Here is a 23,843-nt window from a genome sequence, read left to right as displayed (position 1 = left end):
TTCTTTGATGACGCATTAAGAAACGAAATAAAAATAATTAGTAACTTAGTTGTATACGTTTATTTAAGTTTCCATAATGTTTTATTCTATAATGTGGTGATTTTCAAAAACTCTGCTTTGTTGAGCTGCCAAGCGCAAGTGCCGTCACCGTTCGGACTTCCGAGAGGGTGCATGCAGGGTAAATGGTTTTCGGTAGGGAGAGCGCTATTCTCGGAGAGAGGAGCTTCTTATGCATCACGGTTTTATTGCTGATAAGAAGCATGTGAAAACCTCGGGATAGTGCTAATAAAGCGGGACGAGACCCAAGTGTGAACGAAAGAGAACATCCCTGACTATACTGGCATCTTATGGCTGGAATGCTGAAACGGCGTTGGCCTTCCAGCCCTATTCTGGAAGTGACCTGATCCTCGGTCGTGTCGTCGCGCAGCAGCGTGGCCTTCTTGGGGTTATTACCGAGAGTGGACTGATTCAGGCTGATGTAGCAGGCAGGCTCCTGCACACTTCGGATCCATTGGATCGGCCTGCGATTGGAGACTGGGTGGTTTGCCAACCGAGATTTTATGAGAGACGCGGCACCATTCAAGCTGTTTTGTCGCGTACATCCTGCTTTGCCCGCAAAGAAGTTGGCAAACGCACCCAGTCGCAAGTGATTGCTGCCAATATTGACGTGGCCTTTCTTGTGATGACGACAGGAGCGGATTTCAATCTTTCCCGTCTTGAACGCTATCTGGCGCTGACAAGAGAAAGTGGCGCAAAGCCCGTCATTGTTCTCACAAAAGCTGATTTGTGTGATGATGTGGAGCAGGTTGCGGCTGAAGTGCAGGCCTGTGCGCCTGAGGTGGATCTCAGGATTGTATCTTCTGTTCAAGGGCAGGGCCTTGAAGAAATTGCTGCATATCTTGATGGACAGCGCACCGGTGTCATGGTGGGGAGTTCGGGTGCAGGAAAGTCGACCCTGCTGAATGCTCTGCTGAAAACCGATTATGCCGCCACGGGAGCGGTATCTGAGTATGATGGGCAGGGCAGGCACACAACGACTCATAGGGAGATGGTCAGTCTCCCGTCAGGTGGCCTTCTGATCGACACCCCTGGAATGCGTGAACTGGGGATGGTTAATGCAACGGAAGGCCTCGCTGCTGCGTTCGGAGACTTTGCTACCGAGATTGAAGAGCTGGCGCAACAGTGCCGTTTCCGCAATTGCCAACATGAAGGCGAGCCAGGCTGTGCAGTTCGAAAGGCGTGTGAAGACGGAAGGCTTGATGAGCGCCGCTGGAATAACTGGCTAAAGATGACACGTGAAATTGCAGTTCAGCAGCAGAAAAACCCAGCCGGACGGAGAGCGGAGCGGCGGGAGCAACTCCGTCTTAATCGAGAAGCCCGGAAAGCGAAGCGTCAGGACTGACCTGATTTCTGGGAAATCGTAGATGCCGTTCTGATGGCATTCGTGGCACCTCAGGGCATCGACATTCCGCGCGTACAGCCGGATTGAAGTCCTTTGCGCTCTAGGAAAGTAAATCAGGACTTGAGGTGTCCAAAATTAGTGTGACCACAAGACTCTGAATTGATGTAGAGCAAAAAGTAATGATTTTTGGGGGGTATTATGGAATATAGAGCTTAGATAACGAGTAGTTTACGACGAAAAACAGCAGAAATTTAGGTTTATCGTTAATTCATAGTTATTGAGTTTTTTTTATATCAACATGGGCATTGATTAAAATTAACAATATCTTCTATGTTCGATTCCGGCGCTGAGCACGGATTAACAATATATAATTCGTTAATAAATGCTTAACGCTTCTAGGGATGGAGGAATTAGGCATGGCTGGCGGAACGAGCTACACTCATAGAAGTGTCTATGTTGGTAATGGAGGAACAATATCAGGTTCCACCTCAACGGATGCTTCTGGAAATGTAACTATAAATGAATCGTATTTTCTAATAAATAATACGCTATCGGGCGCCACGGCTGCTCAATACGGCGCTATTATAGCTCAGGCTGGTGATGTCGGGACAAATTTGTTTGCGACGTCTGCTGGTGCTGTTCTTGCATCTGGCGGTGTTATTAGTGGAGTAACTGTTGGAAATTCAGCTGCGGCGCTGGCTTTCAACGGTGGAACAATTAACAATTACAACATAGCCTCCGGCGGCGGGTTGCTGGTCGGAGATCAGTCCCTCAACGCCTCTGCTTCTGCGATCCTGACATCCAAGGGGCTGACAGATCTGAGTGGAGCTGGCTTCGTCTCGGGCGGCGTCGTTCATACGGGTGCTACCGAAACCCTCACGAGCGGCGGCACGGACAAGGGATCCCTGATCCAGGGGACGCAGTACGTTTCTGCGGGTGGCCTGACGATTAGCGATACCGTTAACAGCGGTGGTGTTCAGAATCTTTATACCGGTGCTGTGACGACCGGGACGGTTGTAGGTTCCGGTGGAACGACGGTAGCCAGTAGTGGCGCGGTCGTCAGCGCAACAACCGTTTCGGGTGGTAATGTCCTTCTGAATGCTGCAGCCGTTCTCCGAGGCGCTGTTGTCGCTGCTGGAGGAAAACTGACTGTTTCCAGCGGGGCAGCAGCTTCTAACGTCACTGTATCTTCCGGCGGTACCGAGAGTGTGCTGTCTGGTGGTACGGTTTCGGGCGGAACTGTTCTGCAGGGTGGCAATGAGATTGTTGCCTCTGGCGCAACATCCCTCAATGTTACTGTTTCTTCTGGTGGTTCGCTTACGGTGGCGGCTGGTGCTGTTCTTTCCGGAACGCAGGTGGTTCAGGGCGCTGTCATCGATGTTGATACGCTGTCCTATGTGTCGGGCGGCACAGTCAAACTGGATGGCAATACTCTCACGATTTCCGAAGGTGGCAGCACCTGGCAGACGACGTTTGGTGGAGCATTCAAGAGCACCGATTACTTCGTGCTGGGTCGTGACCCTGTTGATGGCAGCACCATTGCAACTTTCGTCTGCTTCTGTGCAGGTACGCTGATCCGCACAGAGAGTGGGGAGAAGGTTGTCGAAGAGCTCAAAATCGGTGATCGCGTGCTGACGTATGTTGCCGGCCGCGAAGTCGTTCAGCCTGTGACGTGGGTTGGTCATCGCACGGCGCAGGTTCGGGCGGATCTGCCGGTTGATCAGGCTGGCTATCCTGTCCGTATCCTCAAGGACGCGATTTCCCCTGGGGTTCCTCATCAGGACCTTGTGGTTACACCCGAGCACTGCCTGTATTTCGAAGGGCGTTTCGTTCCTGCCCGTATGCTCGTCAATGGCCGTAGCGTCTTCTACGATCTGACAATGACGAACTACGAATACTTCCACGTTGAAACGGAAAGCCACTCCATTCTGTGGTCCAATGGTGCGCTCAGCGAAAGCTATCTGGATACAGGAAATCGTCGTGAGTTTGGCCAGCAGGGTGGTATTGTCCGTCTTGTCAGTGGTCCGACCCGCGAATGGAGTGTCGATGCAGCAGCACCGCTGGCGGTAACGCGTGATCTGGTTGAGCCGATTTATCGCACCCTTGAAGAGCGTGCTGTTGAAATGTCTCTTCCAGACCAGCGCAAGCCTGTCGTTCTGACCGAAGACGCCAATCTTCATCTTGTAACTTCTGCAGGTCATCGGATTAATCCGGCACGTCGCGCAGAAAACGGAGATTTCGTTTTCATGCTTCCTGCCGGTATTGACGAAGTTTACATCGTTTCCCGTGCATCTCGCCCGGCTGATGTCTTCGGTCCGATGGTTGATGATCGTCGTTATCTTGGCGTTTTGGTTGGCAACATCAGTCTCTGGGCAGGCAATGGTCAGAAGAGCCTTACGGCACACGTCACGGAAGACAACCTGTCTGGTTGGAATAACCGCGAAGAAGGCGGCGTCCGCTGGACAAATGGCAATGCCCTTCTGAACCTTCCAGCCCGTCAGGATCTTTCGATCTCTGTGCTGACGATCGAAGTGAAGAATGCAGGCCCATATGTGCTTGATGATGAAAATGACGCTGTAGCCGTCGTTGCATCTTGAAAAACCACTTGGATATTTGAACGAAAAGGAAGTGACGTGCGTTTTCAAGGCGCACGTCACTTCCTTCTTTTTAGTTGCAGGGTTTTTATAGAGTTCCGAGGAATAGGTTGACGCACTATGTTTGAACGTCTGGCCCTGAAATATGCTGCTGGACAGCCGGCCTCACTTGCGATGAGCTGGTTTGAGGGGGAAGCGAGTTTCGGTCAACTTTCCCAGGATGTTAGCCGAGTGGCCTTCGCACTGTTTCAGCTTCGGGATCTTGTCCCGTCTGTTGTGGCTATTCGTTGCGAACATCCGTACAGACACTGGGTTTTCATTCTCGCTCTGTCCCGTCTCGGAATACCCTCGGCATCACTGCCGGGATATGTGGATGCAAATTTCCACCGCTCTGTGAAAATCCTGTCACCGGATATCGTGTTGCTTGATGAGCCCGTTGAAGGGCTCGACCAGCAATCTCTGGTACTGAATGAGGCATGGTTCGAACATGTCTGTCAGACAGGTTCAGACTGTGTAGAAACCATTGCGGTACAGCCTGAAGATGTTGTCCGTTACTCTGTAGCTGGCGGAACGAGCCAGGATGCACGCCGCATCGCCCTGACATCGCGATACGTCGAAACGGCCGTCTACCATCTCCTGTTTCAGGATGTCCTGTCTCATAGTCACCGCCCTGAGGGATTGCGTGTCCTACCAACGCTTGGAGCAGAGACTTCAAGTGGATTCCTCATCATTCTGTCGGCTCTTGTGGCTGGAACACGTCTTCAGATGGTAACCGGTTCTGAACTGGGTCTTGTCTTCAGTCAGGATGTCCCGACTGTGGCTGTTGTGTCTCCACGACATGCCGAAGGAATACTCTCTCGGCTTCCGCCCGGTATGAAGCCGCTGGACAATCTGTTTTTAACGGTTGCTGGAGGAAAGCTGCCTAAAGCCCTCTGTGCATCCATTCGTCAGACGCTCACTCCGCATGTGCAGGTCGTGTACGGTGCGGATGAGTGCGGCGTTGTGACCATTGCCTCTACGCATACTCAGTCCACCGATGATGAAGTGGGTCAACCGCTGCCGTGGGTTGGTCTTGAGATCGTGGATGAGCAGAATCAGCGTGTTCCGACGGGTGTAGTGGGTCGCGTTCGTGTCAGCGGAACAGGAGTTGTAGACGGGTACGATCTTGATCCAACTGCTACTGCCGAACAATTCAGGGAAGGCTGGTTTTATCCGGGCGATAGCGGGTTTCTGGATGCAGACGGAACGTTGCATCTGAGAGGGCGTGCAGATGATCTGATAAGCTTTGGCGGTGACAAGTTTGATCTGGATAAACTGGATATGCGCCTTCTTGGGTGTCCTGGCGTGAAAGACGGTGCGATGTTTGTCGTACCTGATACTCAAGGGCTGCCTGCTCCCTGGGTCGCTCTTGTGACCGCAGAAGATTTCAATCTCGAAGTTCTTTCAAAGTGGATGAGGAATGTTTTCCCCAATCTGCCGGATGTGACTGCCGTCTGGATCGATGCTCTTCCACGAACGGAGAGCGGGCAACCGGATAGGCTGGCGTTACAGAACGCGGTCAAACCGTCCTGAATAACAAGATTTTATACGTTACGTTCTACACAGAATAGAAGACGAAAAGCGGGTTTTAGATGGTCGATTACGGAAATGAAGTGGCAGTCGTCGGGATCGGATGTCGCCTTCCGGGAGGAATTGAAACAACCCAGGCTCTCTGGCGCTTTCTGTGTGAACAAGGTGATGCCACATCCGACATTCCCGCCGATCGGTGGGGTATCAAGCGCTTTTACGATCCTGAATACGAAACCCCAAACAAGACTTACATGCGGCGCGGTTCCTTCATTGACCAGAAGATTGATGAAATGGATCCGCTGTTCTTCGGTATTTCGCCGCGTGAAGCCGCCCTCATGGACCCTCAACAAAGGCTTCTTCTGGAAGTCGTGTGGGAGGCACTGGAAAATGCTGGCATTCTTCCTTCCACGTTGGCAGGCACTCGGGCTGGTGTTTTTATTGGCACGTTCTCTCTGGACTGGCTGGTTGCCTGCGGATCTCCCCTCAATCGGAACCTGATTACGGATCATTTCGCCGCAACTGCGGCGTCAGCCACCATGCTGGCTGCGCGGATTTCTCACAATCTTGGTCTTCAGGGGCCATGCATGTCTATTGATACGGCATGTTCATCATCATTGGTGGCCATTCATCAGGCGCGTACCAGTTTGTTGAATGGTGAGAGTGATGTTGTCGTAGCGGGTGGCATCAACATGATGCTTGCTCCACCGGCCTCAATCACAATGTCAAAGGGGCACTTTCTGGCTGCGGACGGGCGCTGCAAAAGCTTCTCGGCGGATGCAGACGGCTACGGGCGCGGTGAGGGGGCCGGCATTGTCCTGCTTAAACGGCTTGCCGATGCAAAGCGGGATGGAGACGTTATCCACGGTGTCATCGTGGGAACGGGTGTCAATCAGGATGGTCGTACGCTGTCATTGACGATGCCCAGTGAAGATGCTCAGCGCGCGCTCATTGAGGAAGTCGCCCGGAAGGCGCATGTCGATCTTGCCGCGATTGGATATGTAGAAGCCCATGGTACCGGAACGCCTGTTGGCGATCCTATCGAAGCCCGTGCTTTGGGAACGGCGATCGGTCATAAGCGAGCCCCGGAAAGCCCCCTGATTATTGGGTCTATTAAAGCCAATCTGGGGCATCTGGAAGCTGCAGCGGGTGTTACCGGCCTTATCAAGGCACTCCTTTGCCTGAGGCATGGCTCTATTCCACCGCAGACGAACCTAACACAGGTTAATCCCACGATTCCGTTTGCGGACCTTCATCTGCAAGTCGCTCAGAATACCATGACCCCGCTGACGGCTGAGGCAGGGACAGTGTATGCGGGTGTCAACTCGTTTGGATATGGCGGAACAAACGCGGTTGCCCTGCTCAGGTCGCTGACAGTAGAGGATCAGCCGATCCACCATATGGCAGAAGTGGTCAGGCTGCCGTCCGGGCGCTTCCTGCTGCCCGTGAATGCGCTTGTAGACGCCTCGTTGAAAAATCTGGCGCGCTCCTATGCAGATCTTCTGGCGTCTTCTTCTGCTCCATCTGTCGCCGATGTCTGTTTCTCTGCTGCAACCTACAGGACGCGTTTGCCGATGCAGGCCGTCGTGTCTGGCCAAGATCGTGAAGAGCTGATTGCAGGCTTGAAAGCTTTGTCGGAGGGGCGGTCTTCCTCTGCTGTTACACTGGGCCGACGTCGAAACGGTGAGATGCAGCAACCTGTTTTTGTCTTTTCTGGCATGGGCTCCCAGTGGAAGGGGATGGGGCAGCATATCCTCAGGCAGACGCCCGAATCCATTTCCCGCACTATCCAGCAGATTGATAGCCTGTTTTCCGAACTGGCCGGCTGGTCCATTCTGGATGAAATCCTGAAACCTGCGGAACATTCCCGCATTGACGAAACAGTTGTCGCCCAGCCTGCCATTTTCATGGTTCAGGTTGTTCTTGCAGAGCTGTTCCGTTTTCATGGCGTGACACCGGCGGCTATCGTTGGGCATAGCGTGGGCGAGGTAGCTGCGAGTTACATCGCGGGTGCTTTGTCGCTGGAAGACGCTGTAACCGTGATCTTCCATCGAAGCCAGCAACAGGCTCGACTGGCGGGACGTGGCACGATGCTGGCTGTCGGTATTTCCGGCAAAGAGGCAGCCGAAAAATTACTTCCTGGTTATGAAGACCGGGTGTCAGTCGCGGCTCTCAATAGTGCGAAGTCTTCCACACTTGCGGGTGAAGAAAATGCGCTGAGGGAGTTCGCTACGCGCTGTGATCAGGATGGAACATTCAATCGTCTTCTTAGGGTTGAGGTGCCGTATCACAGCATCCTGATGGAAGAGATCCGTCAGGATCTTCTCAGTCCGCTTGGCATGCTCTCTCCTCAAAACCCAAGCATTCCGCTCTATTCAACAGTAACAGGCACGCGCTGGGCTGAAGATGCTCTGCATGATGCGGAATACTGGTATGGCAATGCGCGCAAGCCTGTCCTGTTCCATGATGCCATTCAGAGCTTGATGGCTGATGGACATCGGGTGTTTCTCGAGATTGGGGCACACCCTGTTCTGGGCGGTTTGATAAGGGAAACAGCGCAGCAGATTGACGGAGAAGTCTCTGTTATTGCCAGCCTGAGTCGGAAAGATCCGGAAGACACAGCCATAGCGCGCAGTATCGCCAAACTCTATATGGCGGCCGTGCCGTTGGATTGGTCTCTTCTGACGGGAGGCTATCGCACAGACCTTCCTCATTATGCTTGGTCTCGAAGCCGGTTCTGGTCTGAGACTGAAATGTCGCGCAGGGATCGGCTGGACGGAACCGTTCACCCGGTTCTCGGTATTCCAGTCAGTGCGTCGCGTCCGGGTTGGCTTGCCGATATTAATCGCAACTACATGCCGTGGCTTCCGGATCATAAAGTTGACGGGATCTGCCTGTTTCCCGCTGCTGGCTACATTGAAGGCGGATTGGCTTTGCACCGGCAGATCGAGCGCTCTTATGCTGCAATTCTTGAAGACTTGGAGATCGGACAGGCGCTCCTTCTGGATAGCCTGACGCCACCTGTTGTCGAGTGGGCATTTGACGAAGAAACGCGCGTTCTGACGGTATCATCGTCTCACGGGGAGGATGGCGAAGAAGAGTGGATTCAGCACGCGAAGCTACGGGTTCTGGCGAATGAACCATGGGCAGCAGACCCGGTGGCTCCTGAAAGTCTTCAGGACAATCTGCAACACGATATCCCTCCAGAGACGTTCTATGCGCGGCTTGCAGAACACGGCTTTTCATACGGCCCCGCTTTCCAAACGATCAAAGAGCTGAAGGCTGGCGAGGGTATTGCCTTCGCGCGTCTGGAGCTGGCCGACGCACAGAGCATCTCAGAGTATTTTCTTCATCCGGCACTGCTTGATGGTGCTTTCCAGGCATTGATCGGCGCCGGATATAGCGCTGCAGAAGAGAGAGTTTTTGTTCCGACGGGTGCGCGCCAGGTCGTCTATCGTGGCGGACAGCATAAAGTCCTTTTGGCTCATGCGGCCCTGACACGACGTTCCGAAACCGGCATTGAGGGCGATATCCGACTCTTTACGGAACAGGGTGAGCCTGTTGCTGAAATTCTCGGCTTCAAGGCGCGGGCTATCCGGAAACTGACCGCTACAAATATGGGTTCGGACAATGTCCGCCGTTTCTATCGTCCCGCCTGGGTTCAGACGGAATTGCTCCCGCATTTTGCGGAGCCTTTAACCGCACTGGCTCTGGGACGTGACAGCTCTTTATTGGAGCAATTCAGCCAAATCTCTGCTGCTCAGGGGATCATGGTCGACACCCTGAAAATTGACGATCTGGATCAGACGGAATTGGCAGGCGCATTGTCTCAAACGACTGATGCAATCCTCTATCTGTGCTCATCCAACGAAGGGGAAACCGGACAACAGGGCATCGCAGAAATTTTGCGTCTTGTTCAGGCAGTCAAGATTTCGGAAGACAGCGAAACTGCGCCAAGATGTCTGATCGTAACGCGGGGAGCAGTATCTGCAGAAGCTCTTCAGAGCGATGATCTGGATACGGGGCAGGCAGCCATTCGGGGTTTTGCACGAGGGATCGCATCAGAGCGACCGGATCTTGCGCTTCGGATCGTCGATATCGGACGCACTGTTGATGAGGCTGTCTTGCAGCAGCTATGCGCAGAGATCGTTCAGCAGGATTCAGAAGACGATATTGTTCTGCGTGCTGGCACACGGTCTGTGGGGCGGTTAACACCTTCGGAAACCAAGCCAGACCCCGTTCCAACACTTTATCATACGAACGAAACGTTTGACGGGAAGCTTGTTGGAGTACGTCTTGTCAGCGCATCAAATGGTTCGCTGGACCGATTGCATCATGAGCGGTTTGTCTCGGAGCCGCTGCAGCGTGGCCAGGTGCTATTTCGGACGCTCGCTGCAGCGCTGAATTTCAAGGATATTCTGAAAGCAACGGGCCTGATTCCGCAAAGTGTTGTGGATGATACGTTCCATGGCGAAAGCCTTGGCATGGAAGCGTCTGCTGAAGTGCTCGCTGTCGGCGAGGGCGTAACGGACTTCGTGCCGGGGGAACGTTATCTCGTCTCATGGCCGGGGTGTTTTGCGTCTCATTTCACTGCCGACGCTGAAAGCATTTTTGCGCTTCCCATTGAAGGGCTTGGGTCTCCACTTGAAGCCGCCACACTGCCCGTCGCTTTCATCACGGCGTATTATGGTCTGTGCCGTCTGGCTCATCTTGAAAAAGGTGAAACAGTCCTGATCCATTCCGGGACTGGTGGCGTGGGTCTGGCGGCGATCCAGCTGGCAAAAAGGATCGGAGCACGGATTTTTGCGACTGCGAGTACTCTGGAGAAACGGCAGTACCTCAAGGATCTTGGATGTGAAGGCGTTTGGGACTCCCGGTCGCTTGAGTTCGCGGAAGGGATCAGAGATGTCACGCAGGGGCGAGGGGTCGATGTTGTACTCAACTCATTGCCCGGAGAAGGGCAGACACACAGTCTGTCCATCGTTGCCCCCTATGGGCGTTTTGTAGAAATCGGGAAGAAGGACATCATCGAGAAGCGTGGGCTACCGCTAGCGCCTTTCAACGAAAACCTATCGTTCTTCTCGCTCGACCTGGATCGCATGATGCTGGAGCGGCCTGCATTGATGCGTTCCCTCCTGTCAGACGTTGCAGAACTGTCCAAAATGGGCGCAGTGCAGCCTCTCCCTCTGGAGAGTTTCCCTGCGCAGGATGCTGCAGGAGCCTTCCGTCTGCTGGCTTCTGCAAAACATATGGGTAAGGTCGTTATCGATTACTCCAACCTGGATAATCTCAAAGCCTCACCATTGCCACGGACACAGCCTCAGGTAGGGGATGGCAAGACTTACCTTGTTACAGGAGGCCTGAGTGGCTTTGGCTGGGCAACGGCTGAATGGTTGATTGAGCAAGGGGCCCGGAGTCTCGTCCTGCTAGGCCGCAGAACACCAGAGGAAACCGGGATCAGCGAGCAACTGTTGGTTCATCGTGCTGCGGGTGTGCAGGTTCATACTATCCAGGTTGATGTCTCTCATGAAGAAGCCATGAAAGATGTCTTCGATGAGTTGGCCTTCACAAGCAATCTTCCGCCGATCAAAGGCATTTTCCATTGCGCTGGCATGCTGGACGACGCCCTGATCTACAATCTGGACGAGGAGCGGATTAGTCGGGTTCTCGAGGCAAAAGCCAAGGGAGCAATCATCCTTGACCGTTTGGTCAGTGGCATGAGCCTTGACTATTTCGTGCTGTTTTCTTCCGTGACTACGCTTCTGGGAAATATTGGGCAGAGCGCTTATATCGCAGCCAATGCCGTTCTGGGTGCAATAGCGGCTAATCGCTGGAAAGATGGAGAGGCTGCTCTGGCAGTAGACTGGGGGGCTATTGCGGATGTTGGCATGCTGAGCCGGAACGAGACGGCAGCCCGCGCTCTGGAAGCGGCTGGTCTGAAGGGTATGTCGGCCCGGGACGCACTGGGACACATGCGGGAAATGCTGGCGCTAGAGCTACCCGAGGTTGCTTGTGTTGAGATTGACTGGAAAAAGTGGGCACAGATCGTTCCTGGGGCAAATGCGTTAGCGCGCTTTTCACTGGTACGCCTTGCCGATGCCAGTAACAGGGCGACCAGTGAGCGTCTAGCCACGCTCTCGGCGTTGCCGGAGGATGAGCGCCTTCCTTATGTTGTGGAGCAGGTCAAAGTTCTAATCGCCCAGACCCTGCATCTGGAGCCGACAAGCATTGACGACCGTGCACGTCTTTCTGAACTTGGGATCGACTCTCTGGCCGGCGTTGAACTTCAAACGGCCTTGCGGGTAGAATTTGGTGTTGAAGTTTCCATCCTTGTTCTCGCACGTGATGAAAGTATCCGGAAAATGTCCCAGTTTCTTTTGAACAGGGTCAAGATCGGCCAGACGGCACAACTGCCATGATACAGCCCTTCGCCACAGTCCTTGCCGCTGATGGCAAGGAAATGCTGGACTGGCAGCGGAGTACGATTGTTGATGCGCTGTTCTTTCATGCGTCAAGAACGCCGGACCTCAAAGTCTATACTCTGCTCGGAGACGGTGAGAATGAGACGGATGCTGTAACAGCGTCTCAACTTGCCGCACAGGCAACGGCGTTGGCTACATGGCTGCGACGCATGCTTTCGCCGGGCTCCCGTGTATTGCTCCTGTATGAGAGCAGTCTTGATTACATTCGTGGGCTTCTCGGGTGTTTGTGCGCAGGACTGGTGCCTGTCTCAGGAGTGTACCCAAAGGCTTTTGGAGCACGGGACCGGTTTATCGCATTGAGGGACGATGCCGAGGCTGCGGCCGTTATCGGAAACCGCAGTATTCTCACAGAATTTCAGAAGGTTTGCCCTGATAAAATCGATGGTCCACGATTTCTGTGGATACCGACAGACAAGATCCGCCCGTCTGCAAAGCCCGAGAGTGTGGCATATCCTTCACCGGAGGACGTCGCGCTTATTCAGTACACGTCTGGCTCGACCCGTACGCCGCGGGGTGTTCTGCTCACGCACCGCAATATTGCGCATAATCTCTTCCGTCAGGCAGAGGCTTTCGGGTATCGGCAGGGCGATTGCGGCGTTAACTGGCTTCCTCTCTCTCATGACATGGGATTGATTGGGGGCGCCCTCATGACACTGGCAACGGGAGGACGCTGTATTCTGCTGCCGCCAGAAGCTGTGGCTGAAAAGCCGATACGATGGTTGCAGGCTATTAGTCATTACAGGGCAACGCTTTCCGGCGGCCCGAATTTCGCGTACGGAATGTGCGTGCGGTCTATCACCCCCGAAGAGGTTGCATCGCTGGATCTGTCCTGCTGGGAAGTGGCGTTTAACGGGGCAGAATATATCCGGCCCGAGACGATGCAGTCGTTCACAGAACGTTTTGCGTCATCCGGGTTTGATGAACGTGCGTTCTTTGCATGTTATGGTCTCGCGGAAGCCACCTTGCTGGTCACAGCCAGCGAGCGCGGGCAGGGCGTATCATTTCGGGAGTTTTCGCGCGATGGTTTGGCGCACGGTCATGCGATGCCGCCGCACAATATTCTCGATAGACGCCTCTTGGCAGGCTGCGGGAGGCCGCCCTCAGATATTATCGTACGAATTGCCGATGCGGACACTGAAGCGGTCGTGCCGGATGGGGACGTCGGGGAGATCCGTATTCATAGTCCCGGGGTCGCAACCGGATATGTGAACCGCCCTGTAGAAAACAGCCAGGTTTTTCAGGGCCGTGTTGCGGGTGAAGAGGGAACCTTCCTGAGAACCGGAGACCGAGGTTTCCTGTTGGACGGAATACTTTACGTCACTGGGCGGCAGGATAATCGTATCAGGCTAGGCGACAGTGTTCTGGATCCAGAAGATATCATCGCCTGCCTGGGAGGGTTCGAAGCCGATATTCGGTTATTCTCAACTGCGGTATTTGAGGAAAGCACTGAGGATGGAACGACGCTTGTTCTAGTGACGGAACTGCCCTCAGGATCCGCCGGCGATCTGACGCAATTGGGGAAAGCTATTGGCGAGAAAATCTGTGCACATTTTCCTGCCTCTCGATGCCGTATTGTTTTCCTGCGTGCCAGTGCGATCCTGAAAACACCGAGTGGGAAAATCCGCGTAGGGGAAACAAAGAAAGAGCTTCTTCAGGGTAACATTCCGATCCTTGGCGAATATACCCACAGTCCTCTTGGATCTGGCCGGGTGCGTATTCTGAAAATCGCAGAGGGAAAAATGTGAGCATGAGCAGTCCCTCAGTGCCGCTAGTTCAACAAGCCCCCATTGTGCCAGCACTAGAAGGGCCAGGAGGCATCCGCTTCGATTTCAATGATGGCTGCCGCGTTTTTCTTCCAGCGGGGAACTGGCATGTTGTTCTGAAGGACCTGGATACGCATACGATCCTGTTTTCAGAGGATGTATCTCAAGGGATCGTGCAGAGCTCAAAGCGATATTACCTCCGCTTTCAGATCGAGATTACGAAAGACGGTGAACCTTTCTTTACGTATGAAATGAATCTGAAAGACCAGCCTGTTCTTGTTCGAATGCGGGAAGGGGGCATTGGAGATCACTTGGCTTGGTTTGGGCAGGTAGCTGAGTTCGCCCGCAAACACGAGTGTCGCCTGACATGTATCGTGCGCCCGGATATCGCAAATCTGCTCATCCCGGTTTATCCTCATATTCGCCTTGTATCGACTGAAGAAGAGGCGGGAACAGACTATTACGCCTCTTATAAAGTTCTCATTTTTTACAACGACGTTGCCCGGAACCATAGTCCGGTCGATTATCGCGAAGCAGGTCTGGAAAATAATGCAGCGCTCATCCTGGGCCTTTCGCGGACATCGCGTCGGCCCGATGTTGCGATCATGGAGGGAGGGAGGCCTCTTGAAGAGCGATATGTCTGCATTGCTACCCAGGCAACATCCCAGAACAAATACTGGAACAATCCTTTCGGCTGGCTGGAAACGATCCGCTTCTTAAAAAAGCGAGGGTATAGGGTCATCTGTATCGACAGAAACCGGCTGAACGGGGTCGGAACAATCTGGAACCATATCCCGTATGGGGCGGAAGATTTCACAGGCGCGCTGCCTCTGGCCGAACGTGCCCGATGGTTGCGACATGCGGAGTTTTTTATTGGTCTTTCCAGTGGTTTGAGCTGGTTGGCATGGGCTGTCGGTACGCCTATCGTGCTGATCAGCGGCTTTACGAGGCCAGATAACGAGTTCGAAACACCCTACCGCGTGATTAACTGGAATGCCTGCAACAGTTGTTCCAATGATATCCGCTGTCAGCTCAATCCAGCCGATTATCTCTGGTGCCCACGGCAGAGCGGTACAGACAAGCAGTTTGAATGCACCAGACTGATTTCTTCGCAACAGGTGATCGACACAATCATGCAAATTCCCGACCTTGAGGGAGTGTCAGAATGACCGTTGCCAAAGTGAATGACATTTTCCAGTCGATTATGCTTGCTGGCAGCTCGAGTGCGTCTGTTTCAGCGCCAGTCGCCGAGGACCCATCTAGCGAGACCGATAAAGCCCCGAGAGAAGAGGGGGCAGTAGCCTCGGCGTCATCAACCGAGACGACGACATTTCCCAGTCCTTCAAATGTGGCGACACAGGAGGGGCCTGAAGGCATTCGATATGACTTCAACCAAGGTATCCGTGTTGCGGTTCCAGAAGGGATATGGCGTATTCGGCTTACCGATCTTGATACTGACACGGTTATTTTTGATGGGGAGGGAAGTGCCTCTACTTTTGAAAGTCGGAAAAAGCATTATCTGAACGCAAGGATTGAAGTCTTTCAGGCGGGCATGCTCGTTTTTTCGCATGACTACGATGCTAAGGGTAAAAAGATAGCCATTCTTATGGCCGGCAATACAATCGGCGATACGGCTGGTTGGGTGCCATATGCTGTGCGTTTTGCACGAGATCATGCATGCGAACTCACAGTGATGGTATCCGCGCAGATGAAAGAGCTGCTGTCTGCGTCATACCCAGATATCGGATTTATTGAAAAGCAGGAATTCAGCGCGTTAAAAGACGAGTTTTATGCCACATATTACATCGGTTTATTCTTCGGGGATGAAGATAATATCTGGCAGCCTTCTGATTTCAGGCTCGTGGGATTACACAGAACAGCAGGCTATATTCTCGGGGTTTCTCCCGAGGAAGAGCCTCTGCATCTGGATATTTCTGAAGAAAGACCGATTGAAGAACCCTATGTTGTCATAGCCAGTCAGGCCAGTGCACAGTGCAAATACTGGAATAACCCGACAGGTTGGTATGATGTCGTGGAGTTTCTCAAGAGATCAGGTTACCGCGTTATCTGCATCGATCGTGAAATAAAGTATGGTCAAGGTCTTCACTGGAACCAGATTCCGCATAATGCGGAAGATGAGACGGGGGCACGGCCCCTTCAGGAACGCCTCCAATGGCTGAAGCATGCAGAGTTTTTTGTTGGCCTTTCGAGCGGCTTATCCTGGCTTGCCTGGGCGGCTGACACGCCCGTCGTGATGATTTCCGGATTTACACATCCGATAAATGAGTTTCAGACACCATATCGGGTCTTTAATACTAATGCCTGCAACAGTTGCTGGCACGATATTCGCCATCCGTTCATCCACAGTGATTTTCTCTTTTGTCCGCGCCATGCAGGCACCAGTCGTCAGTTTGAATGCACGCGGAATATTACCTCTGGGCAGGTTATCAGCGCCATTAAGGCGGCGATGAGTAACAGGGGGGCGGATAGACGGACCTAATTTGAACGTGCTTTTAAAACTGCCCTGCTTGCGCTCTGCCTGAAGCACGCTACTGTTCAGTTTCTTACGTATCCGGAAGAACCTGAAAGCAGGAGACCAGATTGCAGTATCCATTGACCAAAGAGCGCAGCAGTCGGCGTCAGTTTCTGATAGGAAGTGCAGCGCTGTCTTGTAGCGCTCTGGTGGGGTGTGCCTCCTCCAGTGAAGGCAAGTTCTATAAAGTGGATGCCTTGGCTCGACAGGCCGTGAAAGACAGGGAGACACCAGGCGTCGTTCTTGCTGTTGGTCATAATGGCGAGATTGCACATCGTTATGTGTGTGGAAGCCGTGCTTTGGTGCCTGCTCGCGAGCCCATGACCTGGGAAACGCGGTTCGATATGGCCTCTCTGACCAAGCCGACAATGACGGCTCTGGCTGTCATGCAGTTGGTGGAACACGGAAAAATCAATATTGACGATCCGGTGGTGCGTTATCTTCCAGAGTTCGCCGCAAACGGGAAATCGGCAGTTACCCTGCGACTTCTGCTGACCCATTATTCTGGGCTTCCACCGGATATCCCGCTTGATGATCCCTGGAGCGGAAAAGCAGAGGCTGTCCGTCTTGCCATGACATCGCCGCTTGCCAATCCGCCGGGGGCAAAGTTTGTCTATAGCGACATCAATTACATTACGCTGGGTCTGATCGTGGAAAAGGTTACAGGTCAGCCCCTGAACCAGTATGTCGCTGACAATATTCTGGCGCCTTTGGGGATGTCTCACTCCGGTTACCTGCCCGATGCTGCATTACAGCCAGATATTGCGCCTACGCAGTATGATGACCAACATCACATGCTGCGCGGTGTCGTGCATGATCCGACCGCCCGCCGCATGGGGGGCGTCGCAGGGCATGCGGGGCTTTTCTCCAATGCACAGGACATGTGCCTGTATGCACAGGCGTTACTGGATCGTCTTGCCGGTCGTCCCAGCGCGTTTCCGCTTCAAAGAAGTACATTGGAGTTGATGACAACCCCACAACAGCCCGCTGGGAAAACTGACCTGCGAGGACTGGGCTGGGATATCGCCACGCACTATTCCTCCCCAAGAGGGGATCTGCTTTCGGCGAGATCATTCGGCCATACCGGCTTTACGGGGACGTCGCTCTGGATTGACCCTGAGAATGACAGTTATGTGCTTATTCTGACCAATCGGGTTCATCCGTCCGGGGGCCACAGTGTCGTGAAACTCCGGCATGATATTGCCACGGACGCTGCTCGTGCACTGGGCGTAGCAGCACACGCCTGATCATGTTCTGAATGACGGACCTTTCAAAGCTCAAAAGTTGACAGGTCCGCCATTTAGTATCGCTTAATCGTCAAGACATAATGGTGTTAGCCATGTTGTGTCTTGTTGATGAAGTTGACAACATTATCATGCAGTTCGGTGAGGGCTGGTGCATGGGCATAGACCATGTGACCGGATTCATACTGATGAATTTCGATGTTTGAGGCCAGTTTGTGAGGGATCGGGAGATGCTGCATCTCATAGATCCCTTCGAAGAAGGGCGTCCCAAGATCGTAGTATCCCTGATTGAGCATAATCTTCAGGCTCGGGTTCTGCTTCATGGCGCTTGCAAGATCCGGTAGGACGTTTGGCGCGCCCTTTGCTGGCCGACCGGAGCCTGGCTGCTTGTGCACAAAGGCCCATTTGCCGATTGAATGGGCGCTGACCTTGTATTCTTCGTAGCCGTCATTGAAAGCCGGGTTTGTGCCGTAATGCAGTGTATTGCGCGCATAATCGTTGAAGGCGGACACATAGGCTGACTGCATCGCGGCAAACTGGGGGTCATAGTCAGGGGTTTGCGCCAGTGGATCAATGGCTGGCCCGGAGAAGCGACTGTCCAGACGGCCTGTATCCATTCCGTCATTGCCGAGCAGGGTTTTGGCAAATTCGCCACCACTGACGCGTAGATCAGCTTTCTTCAGGTATTCAACGGGAAGGCCCGTATATTGGTGCAGCTTCTGGGCCGTTTGTTCCAGCTTTTCGTCTGAAATGGCGGTACCATCCTGAAGGGCACTGGTATAGTCCGTCAGGGCAAAATGTTCGACTTCGCTCAGGAAGCTTTTTAGGTCTTTGGGCTGTGCTGGCAATTTGTGATGATACCAGGCCGTGGCAGCGAAGCTAGGCAGGGCAAGGACATAGGGCTGGTCAACACTGGGGTTTGATTTCACATTGTCGATCGAATTGTCGTAATCCAGAATCTGCGACAACAGCATAACGCCATTCAGATCGATGCCTTTTTCAGAGGCTAGCTGGTTGGCGACGATTGCTGAGCGCGTCGTGCCGTAGCTTTCTCCGAACAGGTATTTGGGAGAGTTATATCGCCCGAAACGGGTCAGAAACTGAGCGATGAAGTCCGTGAAGGCTGCGGCGTCCGGATCTGTACCGTAGAACGCTTTTTCTTTGTCTTTGCCAACAAGGCGCCCAAATCCAGTGCCTGGCGCATCAATAAAGACAAGATCCGTGGCATCCAGCGGGCTGTCATTGTTATCGATCAGCTTGTACGGGGCTGCTGCCGTGTGGCTGTCATCTGCGGTGACGATACGATGCGGGCCAAAAGCACCCATATGCATCCAGACACTCGAAGAGCCGGGACCACCATTATAAACAAACGTAATCGGGCGGTTCTCTGCATGCGCGCCCTTCTTGAAATAGGCCACATAGAAAATGGAAGCGACGGCGTCCGGGTTTTTCTTTTCAGCTTTTGAATCGCTGGGGCCGGTATCGGAATCATCCCACCCTTGGGCATGGACAATCAGCGTGCCGGTGACGGCCTGATAAGGAATGTGCTGACCACGAATGGTTACAACTCCATCTGATACAACCTTCTGGGGTGTTGTCAGAAACTGCGATGCCGTTTCAGCCTGTTTGACGTTGTCAGAGACCGGGGCCTCGGCGTGAGCTGTGAGACAGGTGGCTGCCAGCAGGCTGACAGCAAGAAAAGAACGGGTCAGGATGCCTGAACGCATGGGTAACTCCTTACAGATTGAAATGATTTTGTAAGGAATACGGAACCGTTACAAGTTCAGGATCTGGTGAGTGAAATGCGTCACCTCTGAACTGTCACGTTCTGTCTGACGAAACAGGGAGCATACCGCAGTCTTTTCGTTGAAAATAATATTTTCGCAATCTTCAGAACGATCGTTTTTCGATAGCTGAATGATGATCCAGACAGATGTCCAGATCATCGTTCAGCTCTGTTTCAGGCCGCAGGCGTCAAACGCTGGATGCGCATGGCTTCCTTGCGATGAGCACCAAGGATATCCCCCAGATTTTTCAGAACAGGCTGCCCGTTCTCAACCAGAATTTTGCCGTTGACGATGGTGGTTCCGGCAGTCGCCGGGGCGCAGCGAAGCCACGCCTCCACGGGGTCCGTCAAAGCTCCAGCAAGGGAAATGTCCGACATCTGCCAGATAACCAGATCCGCACATGCCCCTGGACGTAGATGCCCGATCTCATCATCCCAGCCCAGGCAGGCAGCTCCACCGCGTGTGGCCATATCCAGAGCGTCTCGGGCCGTCATGGAATGTGGCCCATTGCGGAAGCGCCCCAGAAGGAGCGCCATGCGGGTCTCTAGCCAGAGCGATGCATGGTCTGTCGAAGCTGAACCGTCACAACCGAGCCCGACACGCATCCCACGACGCCGCATATCCATGGCATCCGCAGAGCCGCCTCCAATCATCATGTTGGAGCAGGGACATTGCGCCGTGCAGACGCCCGCATGCGCCAGACGGTCGATTTCGTCAGAGGAGGGGTAAATGTAGTGCGCCACCCAGGAGCGAGGGCTGGCCCAACCTACACGTTCGAAATATTCTGTCGGTGTGCAGCCATAGACTTCCGCACAATAACGGTCCTCATCGTGATCTTCTGCCAGATGGGTGTGTAACCTGAGGTCATATCTGTCTGCCATGGCAGCAGATTCTGTCATGATCCGTTCGGAGACGCTGAAAAGAGAGCAGGGCGCCAGAGCGACTCTGCCCATCGCGCCTGGAGTGGCATCATGATAGGTTTTTACCAGTCTTTCACTGTCTGCCAGAATTGTCTCTTCGTCCTGCACGACGGATGCGGGTGGAAGTCCTCCATCCTCTACGGATCGCGTCATGGAGCCGCGAGTAGCGTGAAAACGAAAGCCTATATCCTTGGCTGCACGAAACTGGGCGTCGATTAGAAAGGGCTTGGGATGGACATACATGTGATCCATGGATGTCGTGCAGCCCCCCATCAGCAGTTCAATCATTGCAACAGCTGTTGAGAGGTAAATAGACTCTTCGTCCAGTCCGGCCCAGAGCGGATACAATCCCTGAAGCCACTCGAACAACGTCCCATTGGTTACGGGAGCATAGGAGCGTGTGAGATTCTGATACATGTGATGGTGGGCATTGATCAGGCCCGGAGTTACCAGCTTTCCATTAGCCGATATGATTTTTTCTGCTTGTGGAGCAGCTTCTCCGGAGTGACCTGTGGAATGAACGCGCCCGTCTTTAATGGCGATCCACCCATTTGGGATTTCCCAATTCCGATCAATGTACAGAGAAGCATTTGTGATGAGGAGGTTGACCGTCATTGCGGCATCCTTTCTCAATAACCATCAGCAAGCCATGATCACTCATGGCTTTCGCAGAAGGCCCTGTTCCGGAGATGCGAAGTCCGGATCGTCATCAAACTTGCTTTGAGCGGGCGAGGAAGGCTTATCGTAGCATCAGGTTCGTCCTGCTGTCACGAGCCATGTGCCGCCCAGAATTCTACCTGCAATGCGGCAGCTTCCTGTTCCAGGAGGGGACCCACAACGTCCACTGGCTGTTGGCCAGCAGCAAAGACGGTCCTGCAAGGGAGATCCAGCGTGGGATTTTCCGCGTGATTGCCGGTCATGTCTTTCAGGTCCTTTTCGGACTGGCCGTAAACCACGCGTCCGATCCCGGACCAGTAGATCGCACCTGAACACATCGCGCAGGGTTCTGCAGAACTGTAGAGCGTGCACTGGCGCAGGCGTTCTGCCCCATAAGCTTTGCTGGCCCGGCTCGCGAGGAGACGTTCGGCATGGGCTGTCATGTCGCATCCTTCTGCGCTGTAGCCATTACCCTGTTCCATCAGAACAGCGCCTGTCTCGTCCACGAGAATAGACCCGAACGGATGATCCCCGCCGTCACGTGCTTTCCTGGCAACATCGAACGCCATACGGAGAAAACGCAGGTCGTCTGTTTCTGTAATCATGCAATCAGTTCCTTATTCCTTGACCAGACGGCCATTGATCCAGACACGATCAATCGTCTCAGGCGAGGCATGACAGACAATTTTCTGGGCACAGCTGGCCGCACTGTCTTGCGATGATAATCGCAGGCTGCCTGACGTGCAGCGAAGCTCCAGCGCATCGAACGCCTGTCCGGGCAGGAGTTGTCCACTTGGCACCCCGAGAGCCTCAGCGCCGCCTCGTGTTGCAAGCCAGAACGCTTCCTGGAAATCTATTCTGTGGTTAGGGAGGCCACGTTTTGTCGGCGGAATTTCTGGGTTTGTCCCGCTTTCCAGCATCCGGGACGCCAGAACGGCCTGCCGCGCATTTTCAAAGATGGACGGAGAATAACCGCCCGAAAGGTCTGTTCCCAGCCCACAGTGAACGTGGTCATCGAGAACGTCGCGAACGGGAAGGGCCGCTCCTGCAAAAAAGGCATTCGAAATGGGGCAGTGGGCAAGTCCGGCGTTGCGCTCTTTGACCAGCGTCCGGTCATTCTGGTTCAGGAACCCTGCGTGCGCAAGAATGGTATGGTCTCGCAGGAGACCAAAAGCATCCAGTGCAGACGTGTCTGTCTGGCCTGTTCTCTCCAGAACATGATGATGCTCCCAGTCGCTTTCTGACGCATGGGTCTGCACTCTGACACTCATTTCTGCGGCAAGTGCGCCAAGACCATTTAACAGTGCGTCGGAGCAGGCGGGAATAAAGCGAGGCGTAATAATGGGCTGGACCAGACCGGCCTCGTTGTCTGGCAAGGCTCGGACGGCATGAATGAAGCGTCGGGTTGCATCGAGAGCCTCCTGAGCGCTGGCCTGACGATAGTCTGGCGGACACAGGTTCGGATGATCCATTGCCACCAGTCCAACGAGCCCGCGTTGCCCGTATTTGAGGCATGTGCGGGCAAGAACAAGACTGGCTTCTTCGTGGATCGTGGCAAAATAGAGCGCGGTGGTTGTGCCATTTCGCAGAAGGGTTTGAACCAGGTCTTCATAAACCGCGGCCGCGAAGGCTGCGTCCGAATAGCGGGACTCTAGAGGGAAGGTATATGTGCCCAGCCACTCTTCCAGCGGACGATCCAGAGCCGTGCCAGCTTGAGGCCATTGAGGCGCATGAATGTGTAGATCTGTCAGGCCGGGAACGAGGAGAGTGTTGTCTGGCAGCTCAATCACAGTTTCACTGCTTTGCAGGTCTTGATAGGCCTGTGTCCCGCAGGTTGCACGACGCTGAATAATCCCGTCGTCTCCAACCAGCAGAGCCACGGTCTCCAAAACAGTTTCCTGCGGTGTTCGAGATGCTAGCGCCCGGCCGGTGACGACAAATGCACTCACGTCAGAGCACCATATGTCACGCCTTTTCCTTTAAGCCAGCGCCGGTAAGCCACGGACGAACGATCTGCCATGGTCGGAATTTCATATTTTCCGTCCAGTGGCATCAGCCGAGGTCGCTGGTTTTCAAGAATGATCCTGTCCTGAAGAAAAATGAACTGCTGGAATTCAACCAGTCCGCCCAGTGAAGAACTGTCGTCGATCAGGAACATCACAGGGTGGGCGCGGGAACGGGTTGCGGTCATCGGTTGAACAAACAAAGCGATGACGTCCTGTCTTTCGGGAGAGGCCGGGCAGGTTTTATAAAGAAGCGTCGAGAACGGCGCTGCCACCCGGTAAGTATAGTCAGTTAAAATCCCGCCGGACGCGGAGAGTGCCGCCTGAGGCTGGAAGAATGTACAGTCGGTTGCCCAGACTTCCGCGCCGTCTTCTCGTGTTTCGATCTGATATCGCCGAACCTCGGTTTCAGGCTCTGCTCCGAGGATATTGGTATGAACAAAGGGGAAGTGGGCCATATCGAGGAAGTTTTCGACGACCCTTAGGCCGGACGAATGTACTGCGATGGACCCGCAACATACTAGCCGGCGGTCTGGCTCAGCGGCCTCGGGAATGGTGGGGATATCCCGGACTGGCTCCCCAAGAGACGTCCAGAGATAACCGTAGCGTTCCTGCACGGGGAGGAGGCGATTGCCGCAGAGCGCCTGAAACGCATTGTTTTCGTCCCGGGAGATCTCAATCAGCCGGTCGAGCAGCATGGTCTGGAAAGTCGCATGTGTCAGATCCCCGACCATAGCCACAGGATACCAGTGTGATAACGTCTCTGGATCGGGGCTGGTCATGGCACGGGCAACCTGCTGCTGGTGACGGATGGGAAGAGTTAATCATGCTCCCCGGCATTGATGGAATACAGAATATTGATAAACCGGAAAATTCTTATTGTGAAATGAGA

The 23,843-nt window shown here is 53.8% G+C and carries 13 protein-coding genes; 8 read left to right on the top strand and 5 right to left on the bottom strand.

The window, feature by feature from the left end:
- The first annotated feature begins 370 nt into the window (after positions 1-370).
- From rsgA to ABF979_RS03620, 8 genes are all read left to right on the top strand, one after another.
- Positions 371-1,402: a ribosome small subunit-dependent GTPase A gene (rsgA, locus tag ABF979_RS03655; protein WP_415557857.1), complete on the top strand. Its 1,032-nt coding sequence runs from the start codon at positions 371-373 to the stop codon at positions 1,400-1,402.
- A gap of 416 nt (positions 1,403-1,818) precedes the next feature.
- Positions 1,819-3,999, top strand: a complete 2,181-nt coding sequence (locus ABF979_RS03650; protein ID WP_415557855.1) for a Hint domain-containing protein — start codon at positions 1,819-1,821, stop codon at positions 3,997-3,999.
- A gap of 117 nt (positions 4,000-4,116) precedes the next feature.
- Positions 4,117-5,568, top strand: a complete 1,452-nt coding sequence (locus ABF979_RS03645) for an AMP-binding protein (protein WP_415557853.1) — start codon at positions 4,117-4,119, stop codon at positions 5,566-5,568.
- 59 nt (positions 5,569-5,627) lie between these two features.
- Positions 5,628-11,981, top strand: coding sequence for a type I polyketide synthase (locus tag ABF979_RS03640; protein ID WP_415557851.1), 6,354 nt, complete (start codon positions 5,628-5,630; stop codon positions 11,979-11,981).
- Positions 11,978-13,789: a fatty acyl-AMP ligase gene (locus ABF979_RS03635; RefSeq protein WP_415557849.1), complete on the top strand. Its 1,812-nt coding sequence runs from the start codon at positions 11,978-11,980 to the stop codon at positions 13,787-13,789. The genes ABF979_RS03640 and ABF979_RS03635 overlap by 4 nt, the downstream gene beginning before the upstream one ends.
- 2 nt (positions 13,790-13,791) lie before the next feature.
- A complete protein-coding gene (locus ABF979_RS03630; protein ID WP_415557848.1) occupies positions 13,792-14,976 on the top strand; it encodes an autotransporter strand-loop-strand O-heptosyltransferase in 1,185 nt (394 codons plus the stop codon).
- On the top strand, positions 14,973-16,307 hold the full coding sequence (locus ABF979_RS03625; RefSeq protein WP_415557846.1) for an autotransporter strand-loop-strand O-heptosyltransferase: 1,335 nt from the start codon (positions 14,973-14,975) through the stop codon (positions 16,305-16,307). Before ABF979_RS03630 ends, ABF979_RS03625 begins: the two co-directional genes overlap by 4 nt.
- A 101-nt stretch (positions 16,308-16,408) precedes the next feature.
- Positions 16,409-17,587, top strand: a complete 1,179-nt coding sequence (locus ABF979_RS03620) for a serine hydrolase domain-containing protein (RefSeq protein ID WP_415557844.1) — start codon at positions 16,409-16,411, stop codon at positions 17,585-17,587.
- A gap of 86 nt (positions 17,588-17,673) precedes the next feature.
- Here ABF979_RS03620 and ABF979_RS03615 read toward each other — a convergent pair whose 3' ends face one another.
- The 5 genes from ABF979_RS03615 to ABF979_RS03595 form a co-directional block, all read right to left on the bottom strand.
- The gene (locus ABF979_RS03615; protein WP_415557843.1) at positions 17,674-19,311 is read right to left on the bottom strand and encodes a S10 family peptidase; all 1,638 of its coding nucleotides are present in this window, start codon (positions 19,309-19,311) and stop codon (positions 17,674-17,676) included.
- A 233-nt stretch (positions 19,312-19,544) separates the two neighbouring features.
- The gene (locus ABF979_RS03610; protein ID WP_415557842.1) at positions 19,545-20,906 is read right to left on the bottom strand and encodes an 8-oxoguanine deaminase; all 1,362 of its coding nucleotides are present in this window, start codon (positions 20,904-20,906) and stop codon (positions 19,545-19,547) included.
- Between the two features lie 152 nt (positions 20,907-21,058).
- Positions 21,059-21,553: a nucleoside deaminase gene (locus ABF979_RS03605; RefSeq protein ID WP_415557840.1), complete on the bottom strand. Its 495-nt coding sequence runs from the start codon at positions 21,551-21,553 to the stop codon at positions 21,059-21,061.
- Between the two features lie 12 nt (positions 21,554-21,565).
- Positions 21,566-22,897: an amidohydrolase family protein gene (locus ABF979_RS03600; protein WP_415557838.1), complete on the bottom strand. Its 1,332-nt coding sequence runs from the start codon at positions 22,895-22,897 to the stop codon at positions 21,566-21,568.
- Positions 22,894-23,733 carry an aromatic ring-hydroxylating dioxygenase subunit alpha gene (locus ABF979_RS03595; protein ID WP_415557836.1) on the bottom strand — a complete coding sequence of 280 codons (840 nt, stop codon included), beginning with the start codon at positions 23,731-23,733 and terminating at the stop codon, positions 22,894-22,896. Before ABF979_RS03595 ends, ABF979_RS03600 begins: the two co-directional genes overlap by 4 nt.
- Positions 23,734-23,843 lie beyond the last annotated feature (110 nt).

The organism is Gluconobacter sp., from assembly GCF_047723935.1.
Lineage (GTDB): Bacteria > Pseudomonadota > Alphaproteobacteria > Acetobacterales > Acetobacteraceae > Gluconobacter.
The sequence above is the reverse complement of the archived record's forward strand: the minus strand, read 5'-3'. Positions and strand labels throughout refer to the sequence as shown.